Origin of the sequence: Pseudoalteromonas sp. '520P1 No. 423' (genome assembly GCF_001269985.1) — a bacterium.
Classification (GTDB): domain Bacteria; phylum Pseudomonadota; class Gammaproteobacteria; order Enterobacterales; family Alteromonadaceae; genus Pseudoalteromonas.
This window is the reverse complement of record NZ_BBZB01000001.1, coordinates 2,482,978-2,498,958: the sequence shown is the minus strand read 5'-3', so window position 1 is coordinate 2,498,958 and position 15,981 is coordinate 2,482,978. Positions and strand designations below refer to the sequence as shown.

12 protein-coding genes are annotated in these 15,981 nt (G+C 33.1%); 5 read left to right on the top strand and 7 right to left on the bottom strand.

The annotated features are described in order from the left end of the window. The first annotated feature begins 24 nt into the window (after positions 1-24). On the top strand, positions 25-1,671 hold the full coding sequence (locus tag PSA_RS11375) for an electron transfer flavoprotein-ubiquinone oxidoreductase (protein WP_042144519.1): 1,647 nt from the start codon (positions 25-27) through the stop codon (positions 1,669-1,671). 59 nt (positions 1,672-1,730) lie between these two features. Here PSA_RS11375 and PSA_RS11370 read toward each other — a convergent pair whose 3' ends face one another. From PSA_RS11370 to PSA_RS11355, 4 genes are all read right to left on the bottom strand, one after another. After that, positions 1,731-3,089 carry an ATP-binding protein gene (locus tag PSA_RS11370; RefSeq protein ID WP_052379921.1) on the bottom strand — a complete coding sequence of 453 codons (1,359 nt, stop codon included), beginning with the start codon at positions 3,087-3,089 and terminating at the stop codon, positions 1,731-1,733. A gap of 80 nt (positions 3,090-3,169) precedes the next feature. Continuing rightward, positions 3,170-3,583: a transporter substrate-binding domain-containing protein gene (locus PSA_RS11365; RefSeq protein ID WP_052379922.1), complete on the bottom strand. Its 414-nt coding sequence runs from the start codon at positions 3,581-3,583 to the stop codon at positions 3,170-3,172. Between the two features lie 350 nt (positions 3,584-3,933). Beyond that, a complete protein-coding gene (locus PSA_RS25860) occupies positions 3,934-6,027 on the bottom strand; it encodes a hypothetical protein (protein ID WP_052379923.1) in 2,094 nt (697 codons plus the stop codon). A gap of 170 nt (positions 6,028-6,197) precedes the next feature. Continuing rightward, positions 6,198-7,466, bottom strand: coding sequence for a hypothetical protein (locus tag PSA_RS11355; RefSeq protein ID WP_042144521.1), 1,269 nt, complete (start codon positions 7,464-7,466; stop codon positions 6,198-6,200). 469 nt (positions 7,467-7,935) lie between these two features. On the opposite strand from PSA_RS11355, the gene PSA_RS11350 reads away from it, so the two are divergent. From PSA_RS11350 to PSA_RS11340, 3 genes are all read left to right on the top strand, one after another. Further along, positions 7,936-8,619, top strand: coding sequence for a response regulator transcription factor (locus tag PSA_RS11350; RefSeq protein WP_042144522.1), 684 nt, complete (start codon positions 7,936-7,938; stop codon positions 8,617-8,619). Beyond that, positions 8,612-9,961: a HAMP domain-containing sensor histidine kinase gene (locus tag PSA_RS11345; RefSeq protein WP_042144523.1), complete on the top strand. Its 1,350-nt coding sequence runs from the start codon at positions 8,612-8,614 to the stop codon at positions 9,959-9,961. Before PSA_RS11350 ends, PSA_RS11345 begins: the two co-directional genes overlap by 8 nt. Before the next feature lie 82 nt (positions 9,962-10,043). Beyond that, a complete protein-coding gene (locus PSA_RS11340; RefSeq protein ID WP_042144525.1) occupies positions 10,044-10,994 on the top strand; it encodes a succinylglutamate desuccinylase/aspartoacylase family protein in 951 nt (316 codons plus the stop codon). Positions 10,995-11,200: 206 nt separating this feature from the next. On the opposite strand, the gene PSA_RS11335 is transcribed toward PSA_RS11340, so the two are convergent. The 3 genes from PSA_RS11335 to PSA_RS11325 form a co-directional block, all read right to left on the bottom strand. Further along, entirely contained in the window at positions 11,201-12,421 is a 1,221-nt protein-coding gene (locus PSA_RS11335) for a peptidoglycan DD-metalloendopeptidase family protein (RefSeq protein ID WP_052379924.1), read from the bottom strand. 79 nt (positions 12,422-12,500) lie between these two features. Next, on the bottom strand, positions 12,501-14,015 hold the full coding sequence (locus PSA_RS11330; RefSeq protein ID WP_052379925.1) for a M23/M56 family metallopeptidase: 1,515 nt from the start codon (positions 14,013-14,015) through the stop codon (positions 12,501-12,503). A gap of 9 nt (positions 14,016-14,024) precedes the next feature. Continuing rightward, complete coding sequence (locus tag PSA_RS11325; protein ID WP_042144527.1) at positions 14,025-14,411, bottom strand: BlaI/MecI/CopY family transcriptional regulator; 387 nt, start codon at positions 14,409-14,411, stop codon at positions 14,025-14,027. Between the two features lie 790 nt (positions 14,412-15,201). Between PSA_RS11325 and PSA_RS11320 the strand changes: the two genes are divergently transcribed. Beyond that, positions 15,202-15,834, top strand: a complete 633-nt coding sequence (locus tag PSA_RS11320) for a protocatechuate 3,4-dioxygenase (protein ID WP_042144529.1) — start codon at positions 15,202-15,204, stop codon at positions 15,832-15,834. Positions 15,835-15,981 lie beyond the last annotated feature (147 nt).

The window sequence follows — 15,981 nt, the reverse complement described above, 5'->3', positions numbered from 1 at the left end:
ACCGTCACAGAAAAAGGGGTAGTTATGGTTGAACGTGAAACCATGGAGTTTGATGTTGTTATTGTTGGTGCAGGTCCTTCTGGGCTTAGTGCAGCAATAAAACTGGCACAGCAAGCCCAAGAAAAACAAAAAGAACTTATGATCTGTGTAGTTGAAAAAGGCTCTGAGGTGGGTGCACACATTCTATCTGGTGCAGTATTTGAAACCAAAGCGCTAGATGAACTTATTCCTGATTGGGCTAATAAAGGTGCACCTGTCACCACAGCAGTAAAGCAAGATGATATTTATTGGCTTAACAATGAATCTAAAGGTACTAAGGTGCCTAACTTTGCAGTACCAAAAACATTCCACAATGACGGTAATTATATTGTCTCAATGGGTAATGTATGTCGCTGGTTAAGTGAACAAGCAGAGCAATTAGGAATAGAAATTTTCCCAGGTTTCAGTGCACACTCACTTATTATTGAAGATGATGCTGTAAAAGGTATTATCACTGGCGATATGGGTGTAGATGAAAATGGTAATAAAAAAGATGGTTATATGCCAGGTATGGAACTTCGCGCAAAATACACTATTTTTGCAGAAGGCTGTCGTGGACATTTAGGTAAAGAAATCATCAACAGCTTTAATTTAGATGAAGGTAAATCTCCACAACACTATGGTTTAGGTTTTAAAGAAATCTGGCAAATAGACGAAGATAAACATGTTGAAGGTACAGTGGTACATACAACAGGTTGGCCTTTAACGGGTGATACGAATGGAGGTTCATTTATGTATCATAGTGGTGATAACCAAATTGTCGTTGGCCTAATTATCGACCTTAATTACGCTAATCCACACCTCAGTCCATATGATGAATTTCAAAGAATGAAACATCACCCTGTTTTTGCTGAAACTTTAAAAGGTGGTAAACGTATTTCTTATGGTGCAAGAGCAATCGCAAAAGGCGGATTAAACTCTTTACCGAAAATGAGTTTTCCTGGTGGTATTTTAGCAGGTTGTGATGCAGGTACTTTAAACTTTGCTAAAATCAAGGGCAATCATACAGCAATGAAGTCAGGCATGTTGGCTGCTGAAGCTGTTTTTGAAGCAATAGAACAAGAACAAGCTAATACTGATATCACAAGTTACCAAAGTAAATTTGAGGCTTCTTGGTTGTATGATGAGTTATACAGCTCTAGGAATTTTGGTCCAGCAATGCATAAACTCGGTAAATTTTTTGGTGGAGCATACAATACTTTAGATCAAAACTTCTTTGGTGGTAAGTTACCTATTCAATTTAAAGACAACACACCAGATCATGCCACTTTATTGCCGGCAAGTAGTTGCGATAAAATTGAATACCCTAAATATGATAATGAAATAAGCTTTGATAAATTATCATCAGTATTTTTATCTAACACTAATCATGAAGAGTCTCAGCCTTGTCATTTAAAATTAACTGATGCGAGTATTCCTGTGAAAGTGAACTTAACTGATTTTGATGAACCTGCGCAACGTTACTGTCCTGCAGGTGTTTATGAGATAGACAATACTGATGAACAACCTAAGTTTGTAATTAATTCGCAAAACTGTGTACACTGTAAAACATGTGATATAAAAGATCCAAGCCAAAATATCACTTGGGTTACACCTGAAGGTGCCGGTGGCCCAAATTATCCAAATATGTAATATCCTTACTTTATATACAAAAGCCCTCAAATTGAGGGCTTTTTGCATTTTGATAAACGCTAGTTAGTCGCTAACAACGTCTCTTCAACATATATAGGGAGTGATATCTTAAATTTTGTACCATCAGAGTTTGATTCTACTGTAAGCAAACCTTGATGCTCTTCTTTAATAATTTGGTAACTAATTGATAAACCAAGTCCAGTGCCCTGTCCTACAGGTTTTGTTGTAAAAAATGGCAAGAAGATATCTGATAGATGCTCTTTTGGTATACCTTTGCCATTATCTGATATTTCAATGCAAACTGATCCATTAGTATCATAGGTATCTATTTCAATCACACCATTATCATCACATGCTTGACTAGCATTAAGAATAATGTTCATAAATACCTGATTTAACTTACCAATATTTCCATGTACTTCGGGTAACGGGTTTAAATTTAGCTTTATTTTACAATGATTTTTTAATTGGCTATTTACAACATTAAGGGTTGTTTTTATGCCTTCGTTTATATCTAATGCACAAAACTCTCCATCTTTTGAATGCGCAAAGCCACGTAAATCTGCCACAATATTTTTAGCGACTTTCAAACCATTTAGAGTAACACTGGTTAAATCATTTAAATCCTCTAAAACATAGGAATAATCTGTATCTGTTAAGCACGATTTTGTATGATCAGATATATTTGGATCACTTAATATTTTATCATTACAAGTTTTTATATCTTTCACATATTCTTGAAGCATACAAAGATTGCTTATTGAATACCCTAGGGGATTATTAATTTCATGCGCTATTCCAGCTGCTAATGTGCCAACAGATGCCATTTTCTCAGATTGAATTAAAGATTGTTGATTGTGCTTTAAATCTTCCATGCGTTCATGTAATTGATGATTCGCACGTTTCAACTTAATTTGAGCTGTTTGTAAGCTTCTTTCATATAAAGCGCTTGCGATGCGGGGAGAGACGATATTTGCGATTACTTGTAAAAGCTCTTTGTCTGAGTTTGTATAATGGTTTTTAAAAGCTGATTCAGAATCTATAACAGCTATCGTTTCGCCTTCATAAACAACTGGAACAGCAAGCTCTGAGCGACCAGAAAATTGGTCAAATATGTATCTTTTGTCAACATGCGTATCAGTCACAATTTCTGCATTTTTTGTTTTAGCGACAGTACCAACAATGCCCTTACCCACAGGTATCTCTAATCTTTCAAATACTTGCCTATCTTTTTGGTTTTTAATCCCATAAGCAGCCATTTGAACAAGCTTCTCATCTACTCTAAGGTAAATAACGCAGTCTTCAAAATCCATAATTTCGCCTACACCTTGAGCAGCAGACCAGAGCAGATCGTCTAAACTTGCTTGTTCTAGCATCGCCAAAGCAAAATCATTAATTTTTTTAACATCTACGAACAAAATTAAACCTCCAAAACGTATTTAGAGTTCATATTATTTTAGAATACAACTCTAGAACTCGCCAATAAGGCTCCGTATAATTAAAAACGATATTTGGGATTTATGAGTTGGTAATATTTTGCGGTAATATCACCAATGCAAATATAGTCTAAATGTTTACGTGATAGTTGTGTAAGCAATTCATTTTCTGACTTATTTTCAACTTTAACAATTTTTCTTTTACCAAAATGATCATCAAGCATTTGATAACGATAGCCTCTGACGACACCTACCATGTTACCGTATAAATCAGAGGCAGTAATAATGTCTTTGTTCTTGAGCCCCAAAAGCACTTCAACAGAAGATGCATACGGTATTGTGTAAAGTCCAACTTCATTTTGATATAACCGCCATTTTTTGTTTATACTTGGCTCTATATCAATATTTCCTAAATCAAACTCCATTAACCCTCGAGCAACTGGTAATTGAATAAAATTATATTCATACCCAGCCAATTGAGATAACCTTTTGAAAATATAAATAAAAAACCTGATTCCTCATTATCTTAAATCATGCTGTGTGGTGGATTTGCGCCATTGTAAAGTACGACATTAAAGGTTGAAGCTAAACTGGCGGATAAGAATAGTGACAGAATTAAAGAACATAAAATATATTTAATTTTAGATAAAGTTATTAGCATATCTAATACTCAGATTATTTACCTAATTACAATAACCGTTCGTTTTAATGCTTTTTACAATATTTATTAGTACTTTTTGCACCCAATAAGGGTAAGTATGTCTAAGTTATGTCAAAAGTAGGCCTAATCATTTCAACCTACTTTTGATAATAAACCAATATAAACTTATTCTGTTAAAATTTTATATTTGTTAATTTCTGACTCTGTCATCCAATGAATACTATCGGCATCAGCTGAATCTAATGTGTACCAATAAAACTCAGTATCTATTCCCATTTCATTGTAATACTCAATATATTTAGCATGTACTTCGTGATCTCGAGGGTATTCATTACCACCCTTTTCACCATCACTCCAAGAATGAACACCTAATTTGGCACCAATCTCTATTGTACGTTTCGCTCCTGCAAGAAACATATCTGTTCCACCCGATGCTACCATGCCATCTTTTGCTATATGTGTTGCTATACCACGATTTCGTATTTCTCTTGACGCTAATAAATTTACATCATCATCCATAGAACCAGGTACATTTTGCATTACCACTAATTTAATTTGAGGATGTTCATTAAACAACTTTCTCATAACATCTAGTGTGTCAGAGCCAATTACGCCATTCATATAAATAGTATCAGAACTTGCATCATTATCTTTAAAAGTAAACTTTGCCGACTGCTCTACTTCACCCTCATCTCCTGCGAATATTTCATTTAATACAGCATAACCTAATGGGTTTTCATTTATTAACTCTTCTGTCGTTGTTAAAGTGAATTCACCCGCAATGCTATTTTGATCACCAAATGCAACCTTAGCTAAGTTATATAAATAACTACCATATTTAAGTGCATTCTTATCAGAAGCATTTTGATGTATTTCATCAATATAACCGTCTTGATATGCATCGTCAGGATCAAATAATCCTTTACTATTTGCCTCTTGATACGCATTTTGTAATGCTGAATATTTTTCTGATAGCTCTGGTTGAGTTAAAAGGGAGTAATAAACAATAAGATACATCATTTCTAATTTTGTATTAGATAATCCAGCACGTTCATCGCTGGTCAAAGTCTCATCTTCGCCATCAATATTGGTAAATACTGCTTCTAAAGGTAAAAACGACATAAAGTAGTCTAAATTTGACTCCAATTCATCTTCATTTTCAACCACCAGCATTTTTACGCCTGAGTTAAATAGTCCTTGGCGTACATCTTCGTTCAAAAACTCTATAACATCTTTTACATCTGATAAAGCACGTTGGTAAGAAGCTTCATCTATTAATTTTGAACCATAAACAGCAATTGACTCTCCGCTTTGCTCTGTTATGTAGCTAAATGTATCTGTTTTTGTTGTATCAACAACAGCACCTGCCACTTCAAAATCAAGTGCGTCATATTGTCCATCGGGTAAAATAGTTGCTAAACCATAGCTTTCATTAGTTAGAATATTAAATACCGAAGGATCAGTAGTTTGTACTTTGTCTTTAGTATTAAGTAACCATTCATGTTTAATTTCATCTAATCGGCTATCTGACTTTTGTGCCCCAAGTATCGATGTTAAAGCCCAGTAGGTGTATTCGGTTACCATACAATCATATTCACAAGTTTCGTCATCATATTTATACCATGCAGACTCAGGATAATGTGTTGGGATTGTTTCAAAGTATCCCCCTCGTGCAATGTCCATAGCATTAGCAATAGATGACCCTTTAAATTCACCAAATACTTCCGGATAGACATCCGCATACCCTTCATGAGTAATCAAATGTAAAACTTCTTCTAAAGTCGCATCAAAGTTCCCAGTTGCATAACCATTTGGGTGTATTTCACTAATATATAAATCCTGTAATGCCGCATCTGCTATCAGGCTTTCAGATAAATGTTCATTAATGACCTGTTCTATGTCTTGCTCTGTAGACCCAATAACCAGTGTTGCATTTTTTGATACTAGCTTATCAACTATGGCTTGGTTATCAGGCATGCCATCTTCATCATTATCTAAATATTGAGCCATTATATTGGCTGCATGTGTGATCCCCATAACTGTCGCATTCGATGTACCTCGAATACTAATGCCAAACACTGTAGTCGATTGTGGGAATGCTATTTTCAGCTTAGCTTGAATATCAGTTACTTCTGGGGTTGTTGGTTTAGTTGGCTCTGTTACTTTCTTTTTATCACTGCTACCACAGCCTGATAAAATTACACTGATCACAAGTGCAATCGCACCTACCTTAAAGTTTTTAATACGTGCTAAGTTCATACATTCTCCAATATCGTTACATCAATTTTACTAAGAATGTATTATCCCTGAATTGGATTATATTTAGGGTAAGCCAAAGTAAGGCTATGTAAGTAAATGTAAGTGCAACAACACAAATAAAAACACCTCAAAATTTTTAATTGTAGGTGTTTTTATTTAGATAGGAAGGTTTAATAATCTGAAGTTTTAAGAACTGAATCAGTGAATTTTAAATTTTCTATACCTGTAACTGTATTTGTTCCATCTCTATCATCTTGCAAGTCTTGAATTGTCAAAACACCGTCATTTTTGAATATATTATAATGTGTTGATGGACCAGAAAATATAACAGTATTAGTCCCAGTACTTCCCGTAATATCATTATCCATTTGATTAACAATGACATTGCTATTATTACTGCCAGTTAGGGTGATATCTTTGAGATATTGAGCATGATACGTATAAGATAAACTACTATTGAATTTCAGACTAAAATTCCCCTCAAAGCTGTCATCAATACGTGCGTTATACGTAAGGTATGAGTGAAAAAATTGATTGTTCATCAAAGCTGCGGCTTGTGGATCTTTTACTACTAAATCTTCTCGAGTTTTCGCAATGTACATGCCCCACATGCCATATTCACTATCAAATGCGCCCCAAAGACCATAATAACTATCTATTACAGAAGCTAAATACTCTTGTGATAAACTATTTTCGGCTGTCAATTCAGTTATCCAACTTGCTTGTTCTTGTGGCCATGCCCATAATTTATATGCTAAGCCATTAACCTGTGCTGCTCTTATTTCAGCTTGAAAATTTGGTAGAGCACCTTCGAATTGCACATTCTGCTCTACACCTATGCCATAGTCATGCACTAAATGAAGAATTTCTTCAAAGCTTGCATCTCTATGTTCATAGTTTTGATTAATATACCAAGAATGACCTTCAACTTGCATTTCGCCATAATATAAAGGCTGACCATCTAATTCTGCTCCTGCATTACTTCCATCATCAACACCATTCAGTAACAAAAGAATTGCGCCGTTCTCTGCCATTTTATTTGCAACTTCACTTTTGTCTTCTCCATAAATAGAATCAGGTAAGTTTTTCAAATAATGCTCAAGTATGCCCCGTGACCGTATTATTTGATTATCCATAATATCTGTTTGTGCAATGATATGTATGGCATTCCCATTTGGGGTCTCAACTTTTGTATACCGATTAAACTTTAATGCTGTTGTATATGTTTTTTTAAGTTCGACCGGAATATCTGAAATACCTAACCCGCTTACTTCTGGGTTAGTCGTTGAGGTATTTCCCGTTGTTTGAGTTGAACCCGCTGTTTGTGTGCTATCAGTCGAACTTGCATTATTTGAGTTACCACCACACCCAGTAAGCAAAACCGCTAATAATATTAAATTGATGTTCTTAACCTGGTTATTGTATTTATTTAAATTCATTATTTCTCCAAGATACATATTTGTTTGTAAACTTGAAAATAATAATGCGCTAAAACTGACGTACAGTTTGTAAGGTCCTGTAAGCTAGGTGAGTCTAAAGTAAATAAATAAATCTAAACAGAACTTCAATAAACTGTATTTTCTCACTTTTTTAGAAGTTTAATATCGCTTACATAGGCTTACTTATTTGTGTTTATTCATTCTTTATATTTCACAGAAAATTATTATTCTCATGAAGTATTTAACAGATAAGCAGATATATAACTCTATGAAATTAATACGTTAGTATTTTCAATATTTAATGATAAAAAACCTCCCTTTAATGAACTAAATAAAACACAAAGACTTTTATCATTATCAAATGAGATTATGATCACATTATATTTGATTTATCTTATGTAAGCGTTTGTAAGCCTCACTTATATTTTTAAAAAGATACAAGTAAACTAAACTTATAGTTGGAGGACTAATGAACAAAACAAAAATATTAATCATTGAAGATGACGCTGAAATTTCTCGTTTAACGTCTTTATATTTACAAGCTGAAGGATACGATACTTATATTATTTCTGACGGCTTGGAAGCGATAGATGGAATCAAAACATTTCAACCTGATTTAATGATCTTAGATTTAATGTTGCCAGGTTTAAGTGGCATTGAAGTATGTAAACAATCTAGAGAATTTTATCAGAATCCTATACTTGTTTTAACCGCATGTGATGATGATGTCAGTGAAGTAAGTTTATTAAAACTAGGCGCCGACGATTTTTTAACAAAACCTCTAAAACCACTTGTTTTAGTTGCAAGAATTGAAGCGTTACTTAGAAGAGTTCAAAACCAAAAAACTCCTTCTCGATCAAAACATAGTAAACTTAAAATAGATGAAAATAAACAAGTCGCTTTTTTCAATGACAAACAGCTAGCCTTAACAGGTGCAGAGTTAGAGTTGTTAATATTGCTTGAACAAAATATTGGTAGTCCGGTTTCAAGGGATGGTTGTAGTAAGGCTTTCAGAGGTATAGATCATGACTTTAATGATAGATCTATCGATATGAGAATATGCGGTTTAAGAAAAAAATTAAATGATGACCAATTGCCCTACAAAATAATTACAACCGTCAGAAATAAAGGTTACATGCTACTCCATGGTTAATATGTCAAGAGTCTCTTTATTTACCCGTTTATATATTAGTATTGCAATGGCCGTTGTAATTAGTGCAACAGTTACCTTTATTGTCATTGATGATTACTTTATTCAGAGTGATATTGAAGAGTTTGTAAAGCATACAGATTCAGTTTATCAAGACTTATTAAGCGCGTTTGAAGCTGCACCTAATAAAGAAAATCAAAGCTTATCAAATTATCAATATAACTCTCAAGAAATAGAGGTTCACTGGCTTCCACTATCTGAAGATTTTGCATGTACTACGTGCGAGTATCTAGGTTCTGTAGATTCAGTCCTTATTTATACGAGTGATATGTATGAATTTATTGCTGTTTATACATTAGAGGAATATAAATTAATCATCAAATTTATTGATAATGAAAATGATGCAGATCACCAACCAAAAATAATAGCAAATTATGACTTAGATGATCTTGCCCCATTTATATTACTGTTCACCGTTTTAACCAGCATAGGTTTCACTATCTACTGGCCTGTAAGATCAATGCAAAAACAAATAAATCAACTTATCCAAACCCAAAAGGATTTTGGTGATGGCAATATGAAAGTAAGATCAAATCATAAATTAACAAAACCATTAAATAAGTTAGCTGACAGTTTTAATACAATGGCAGACTCTATCACTGACACTGTCAATGAAAACCAAATATTTGCGCAAGCTGTACCACATGAAGTAAGAACACCACTCAGTCGGATTCAATTAGCAACAGGACTTTTAAGGCAAAACAGTGCAAATTATTTTCAACATGATCTTCTACACAATATAGATACTTATATCGATGATATAGATGAACTCATAAGTCAAATGGTAGAATTTTCGAAACTGAACAATGTTACAAGAGATGAAGACTATGATTATTACCAAACAATAAATTTTGTTGCATTTATACATTCTCGCGTCAAAGTACTAAAACCAAATAAGAAGCTCGATTTTTCTCTCAATGTTGATGACAATCTTGAAATTACAACAAACCCGGTATATTTAAGATTACTAATAGACAATTTAGTCAAAAATGCAATGGCATACGCAAAATACGAAATAATAATCTCGTTAAAGCTAAATAACAATGGTAGTACTATTTTCTCTGTTGAAGATGATGGTCCAGGCATTCCAAATCAAGATTACAAAACTATTTTTATACCATTCTCCCGATTAGATAAAAGTCGCAGTAGAAAAACAGGGGGCCTTGGATTAGGACTAGCAATATCTAAAGCTGCATGTAAAAAGATGAATGGCGATATTTCCGTTATAAATAATCATATTGGAGGTGCAAAGTTTACATGCATTTTAACAAAAAAAGTGACGTGATTTATAAACTCCTTCATTGAATTATAAGATTCTTGTTATGATATTCCTTATTATATAAAACTCTTAAATAAGAGACTAAGATATGAATAACAATAAAAAGAGTCCATGGAATCAATCACAATTTGATAATTGGTATCAACAACGTCCAGTACTACCTTCTCGTGATTATAAAAAAACAATTGAGCCAAGAATTGTTTCAATTAATGGCCTGCCTGATTATAGAGTCGAGAAATACGGTAACGTTGATTACAAAACCAATGATTCAAATAATACAGCCATTCGAACAACACATAATCTTTACCGAATATTAATCGGAGATTTTACACAAGATAAGCCCTGTTATATTGTGATCGGTGGCACACATGGATACGAAAAAAGCGGGCCTTTAGCATGTTTAAAATTTGCTGAAGAAGATGCGAAAAAATTAAAAACTAAGTTTAATATTGTTGTTTACCCTTGTCTGAGCCCAGGCCCTTATGAAAAAGAGTTACGATTTAGTGAAGGTAGAATTGACATTAATAGAGATGCATTTTTAGAAGGCGCTAAAACACAAGAAATGCAAGCATTTGCAGCATCTTTAAAAGAGTTACATGCACGTGTATTCAAGGATGACCTATCTCAAAAATTTACTGCGGCAATTGATTTACACGAAACACCTTTTATGGATATCGCGATAGATAAAGAAAGTGCCCAAGCTGGCGGCGAACTATTTGAACTTGATATATTCCCTAGAGGTATGTTCTTAATTGCATTCGATGAAGACCAAGCGTTAGGCAATAAAATCATACAACAAGTGCGAGCCGAAGGTCATCATGTTGTAGATGATAATACTTTATATGGCTCTCCAAACCATGATGGCATTTTACTTATGAGTGAAATGGGTGCTGTAACGGGTCGTGTGCGTCAATTAGTTAAGCATTATACAACTGCCAGTTTTACAACTGAATACTGTGATGAGAAATTAACTGACAATACTCCTGATAATGAACGCGTAGATCCACAAATGGCTGCAATTCGTGGCATGTTTTTGTAATTTATATCAATTTCATTTAAATAAATCCATAAGCGCTATCTCAAACTTTCAAATATGTGTTCAACATGCGCGGATAAATCTTCGCTTATATTAAATTTGCGTATTATATTTAAAATTAAACGCCTCTAAAACGTGACTGCTCACATGGATGTAAGCAGTAGAGCTGAACAATACAAGGACCCTGTAAATAACTCAGTCCCGTTTACTTAAATCAAATACCCATCGATTTCTTTTTTATATTTTTCAAAAGCGATTAACTGTTTACCTTTTAATTTTATGCTACTAGCTTGCTTTAATTTTAAAGGGTCGATTGCCCTACCATTTTTATGTATCTCATAATGCAAATGGCGCGCTTGTGATAAGCCAGTATTGCCTAAATAACCGATGATCTGACCTTGTTTTACCTTTACTCCTTTTTTAATTCCTTTCGCAAAACCGTTTAAATGTGCATAAAGGGATTGATAGCCATTTTTATGTTTTATACGTATTAAATTACCAAATGAACCACCCCAGCCTGATTTTTCAATAATGCCATTACCTGCCGCCAATATTGGAGTTCCTTTAGGTGCGCCAAAATCGATTCCTTTGTGAATTCTGGTATAACCCAATACAGGATGTTTTCTTTTACCAAAGTGTGATGATAACCGTGCTCCCTCAAGTGGCGTTTTTAATAAAAAACTATTGGCTAACTTGCCTTCATTATCATAAAAATAAGCACCTTTATCGATACTTTCAAATCGATATAAACGTGTCGTTTTGTTTGATAATGTTAATTCTGCATATTTAAGTTTATCGACCTGTTTTATTTCTGAGTCATTTTTTAAAAACTTCTCAGTGTAGATGAGCCTGAAACTATCTCCTTTTCTTATCGACCTTTGAAAATCTACATTATGAGAATACGCTAGCATAAAACGATTAATTACAGACAGAGGTGCGTGTGTTTCTAATGCGCTTTGATAAAAACTTCCCTCTATCCGCCCTGCAACCAGTTTATATTGAGTCTCTGTTTCAAGGTTTGATTTTTGTGCTTGCCAAATGTTTTTAATTTTATTTAAAGTGATCTCTTGATTAAACGCTATAGGAATTATAATACGCTTAATATTATTTCCGTTCATAATGAGATTAATACTCTGACCGACATTCATTTTATTTACTGAAATGTAAGGATTAAGTTTATTACTGATATCTAATATATCAACAGCATTTAAACCATAGGGTTTAAGTAAATGTGCAAGAGTCTCTCCTTGTTTTAATTTTAATACTTTTTGGTTCTCTGAAGTTGCTTTAAAGTCAGCAAAATCAATTTGGTTTTTTTTAATTTTAGATGCTTGTGCGAGCACTTGATTATGTTCATTAAAGTTACAGTCTTTTTTTACTGTTGGGCATCCGAATAAAAAAAGACCACTTAATATTATTATTTTTTTCATACTTTACTCAAATTTTAGACATAAAGATCCCCAAGCAATAATGCCTGTAAATTTACTTAGGGATTGTGATTAAAAGAATTTAAAGATTTAAATATTTATTAGGATTTAAACGTTTATTATGTTTAATCAATTCAAAGTGCAAATGTGGGCCTGTTGCACGACCACTATTACCAACAGTACCTATGAAATCACCCTCTTTTACTCTTTGGCCAGCTATAACATTAAAGCTGTCTAAATGTGCATATAAAGATTGCATCTCGTTATCAGCATGTCTTATTAGAATAACTTTTCCATAGTTTTTGTGTAGACTAGTATCGTTTGCAATCAGTACGACACCACTAAAGCTTGCTGTAATTTCTGTTCCCTTCTTTGCCGCAAAATCAATACCTTGATGAAGTTTCTCACCTCTAAATACATTCACTTCCTCATAGTTAGAGCTGATCCAAGCCTCTTTAACAGGTTTTAATCCTTTAATTTGTAAATCTAATGAAACTAAATCTACCGATTCTTGATTTACATTAGAATAATTTGAAATAGTGAGGGCTTCTTTTATCGGCTTTAAACCTTTTAGATCATTTAAGCCATTAACATCATGTGCTATTTGTTCGATATTTAATGTTGCCTTAGTAATAAAAGAGCTAACACCTAACAATATAAATACCGTCAACAATAAAAGCTTTTGCAATATTTCAAACTTATTTGTGTTATTCGTTGCCATCGCAGCTCGGATCCGAGTCTCGAATATAGACTTATCGTGTTTAGGATCTGAAAAATGCGTCAATGTACTCATATTTAATTGTGTTTGGTATAACTTTAAACTTAAAAGTAAAGCACGTGCATAATCAGATTTTTTATTAGGCAAGGTTTTAAGTACATCAGCATCACAGCTGATCTCCATTGCATTGGTAAATCCTTTTTCAATACCTTTTAAAAAAGGGTTAAACCAAAAGATTGAGCAGCAAAAGCGATATATAAATACAGCAATAGGATCATGTCTTTTCGCATGTGTTAATTCATGTGCTAGTAATAACTTTTGTTGTTCTAATGGCATAGCTGCAAAGTTTTTTGGAATTACTACGGTGTAGCTTAATATTCCAAAAATAAAGGGAGAATGAGATAACTGACTTTGTATTAATTTAATATGATTATTATTTATCCGTTTTAGTTCTTGTGTAGTAAACCAATCAGATACACACACCTTAGTGCATCTATTTGAAAACTGTTTTAGAGTTAAACAGGAGTAAATAAATTTTTGTAGGCTTAAAATGCATCCTAAACCTATAAAAATACTTAGTAATATAAGTCCATACTGACTAAAGTCATGGCTAGTTACCTTCTTAGAAATCGCGTAAGAATTTTCAATAATTTGATTAGAATGCGCAAAATCATTAAGTAATACACTGGGAATAATTGGTTCTGACGACAAATTATTAACGGGTAATAATGGTACCAGTGATAAAAATAATATCCCATGCCAAAACAATGAAAAATTAGATAATTTAGGCGCTGTTTTTTTAAACAAATTTGTTATTGAAACAAGCGCACCAGTAAAAATAACAAATGCGATCAAAGACATCATTAAAGAATATAACATGACGATTTCCTACCCTTTAGATGACTTTTCTAAATCGTTTAATAATTTTTCTAAATCATCGATTTCACCATCATCTATCAGCTTACTATCTGTAAACATTGCTACCGGTAATGGTCCATCAATTTCAAATACACGTTTTGCAAAATCCTGAGCAAAGTTTGCTAAAGTTTTCATTTTATCTAATTTTGCTAAATATATTTTTTTGTTACCTTGAGTTTGAATTTCTATAAACTCCTTATCACCCATTCTCTCTAAAGTTTTACGGGTAGATGAATAACTCCAATCAAAAACTTTCTCAATTTCATCATGGATCTCACGCGCAGTGCGCGGTTCTTCATGCCAAAGTAGTTTCAATATCTCTAACTCTGGTGCTGTAGGCTGTGTTGCAGGTTGCATTATTTTTCTTCTTAAGTGGAAATTATGACTATAGTGCGACAAGAGTCACAGTAATACAAGAATTAATGCGACAATTGTCACAATAAAATAATTTAAAATAAAAACCTGCTTTATGACAGAAATAACATTTATATTTAAAAAAAACTTAATAAAACCCATATTAATCGGTCATTTAATATGTACATCAAGAAAAAACTGTTGTATGTTTAAACTGTCAAATTCACCGAGGTAATATTCGGTATTCACCAAATAAATATAGTGATAAATAAGATTTATAATGGTGTATTTAGATTTGACCAAACGACAACACACTAAATTTTATCTAAAGTACGGCAGGAAATATTATGAAGTTAAATACGACAGTGAATGAAAAAAACCAAAACCAAGACGATGATTGTTTTGAAAGAGGTTATAACTAGACAGTTATTAAATATAAACAATTAGGTTTATATTTAACCTACGTGATCTTTAAGAGTCGCATAGACTCTGATCGCTTCAACTATATTTAATAAATCAATTTCCCAAGTTATCCCTCTTATAAAACCAACTAATTCTCAAACAATACATTAAAATATATAGACACTTTAAATACACCTCGTAAAAACATCAAACAAATAAAATTTAAGACCTTGATTTAATTAAATTTAATTCTATTATTTTTCTATTTAAATAAATAATAGAATTTTAATAAGATCTGATTTACTGCAATTGCTAGATTTGACTTAAAACTAACTAAACTTAACAAATGACGTACCGTCTAGTCAAAATAGAGTTAATAAGGACATATCATATGAAATCAATTAAGCGTCGTAATTTTATAAAGACAGCAATATTAGGTTCTTTAGCAAGTGTAATTACCGCTAAAGCACAAGCGAATATGGCAACGCCGAAAGATGCGCAAGGCCCTTTTTACCCAATCACACCTCAAAAAGATAAAGATGCAGACTTAACACGGGTTAAAGGAAAGAATGGTACAGCCAAAGGCCAAATAATAGAAATTTATGGTCAAGTATTAGATCAAGATTTAAACCCAATCGAAGATGTAACAATTGATTTATGGCAAGCAAATACATTTGGCAAGTATCATCATCCCCATGATGATAGTGAGGCACCTATTGATGAGCACTTTCAATCATGGGCAATTCTACAAAGTGGCAATAAAGGTAAATATCGATTTAAAACCGTCATGCCTGGTGCTTATCCTTTAAATAGCCCAGATCAAAGAACACCGCATATCCACTTTAAAATCAGTAAGCTTGGATATGAATCTCTGCTCACGCAATTGTACTTCCCCGATCAAGCTCTAAACAAAACAGATGGTTTGTACACTAGAAAAAATAAAGAACAACAAGCATTGATGACGGCAAAAAAGACTGAAGTAGAGAATGTACTACAATACGATATTATTTTAGCCAAAGTGTGATTTATTAAAAACAAATAACAAAAATACCGCCCCCTTATTTCTTATCGGGGGCCAAATTTAATGTGTATCGTTCTAATTTCTGATAGTAATTCAATCAAATCATAGTCAATATCTGAACATGATGTAATAATGCAAAAATAACAAACT

What these genes read in the sequence shown, in the direction of transcription:
- PSA_RS11335 (WP_052379924.1), bottom strand. Translation starts at nt 12,421, where the DNA reads ATGAAAAAAATAATAATATTAAGTGGTCTTTTTTTATTCGGATGCCCA.
- PSA_RS11320 (WP_042144529.1), top strand. Translation starts at nt 15,202, where the DNA reads ATGAAATCAATTAAGCGTCGTAATTTTATAAAGACAGCAATATTAGGT.
- PSA_RS25860 (WP_052379923.1), bottom strand. Translation starts at nt 6,027, where the DNA reads ATGAACTTAGCACGTATTAAAAACTTTAAGGTAGGTGCGATTGCACTT.
- PSA_RS11355 (WP_042144521.1), bottom strand. Translation starts at nt 7,466, where the DNA reads ATGAATTTAAATAAATACAATAACCAGGTTAAGAACATCAATTTAATA.
- PSA_RS11375 (WP_042144519.1), top strand. Translation starts at nt 25, where the DNA reads ATGGTTGAACGTGAAACCATGGAGTTTGATGTTGTTATTGTTGGTGCA.
- PSA_RS11350 (WP_042144522.1), top strand. Translation starts at nt 7,936, where the DNA reads ATGAACAAAACAAAAATATTAATCATTGAAGATGACGCTGAAATTTCT.
- PSA_RS11345 (WP_042144523.1), top strand. Translation starts at nt 8,612, where the DNA reads ATGGTTAATATGTCAAGAGTCTCTTTATTTACCCGTTTATATATTAGT.
- PSA_RS11340 (WP_042144525.1), top strand. Translation starts at nt 10,044, where the DNA reads ATGAATAACAATAAAAAGAGTCCATGGAATCAATCACAATTTGATAAT.
- PSA_RS11325 (WP_042144527.1), bottom strand. Translation starts at nt 14,411, where the DNA reads ATGCAACCTGCAACACAGCCTACAGCACCAGAGTTAGAGATATTGAAA.
- PSA_RS11330 (WP_052379925.1), bottom strand. Translation starts at nt 14,015, where the DNA reads ATGTTATATTCTTTAATGATGTCTTTGATCGCATTTGTTATTTTTACT.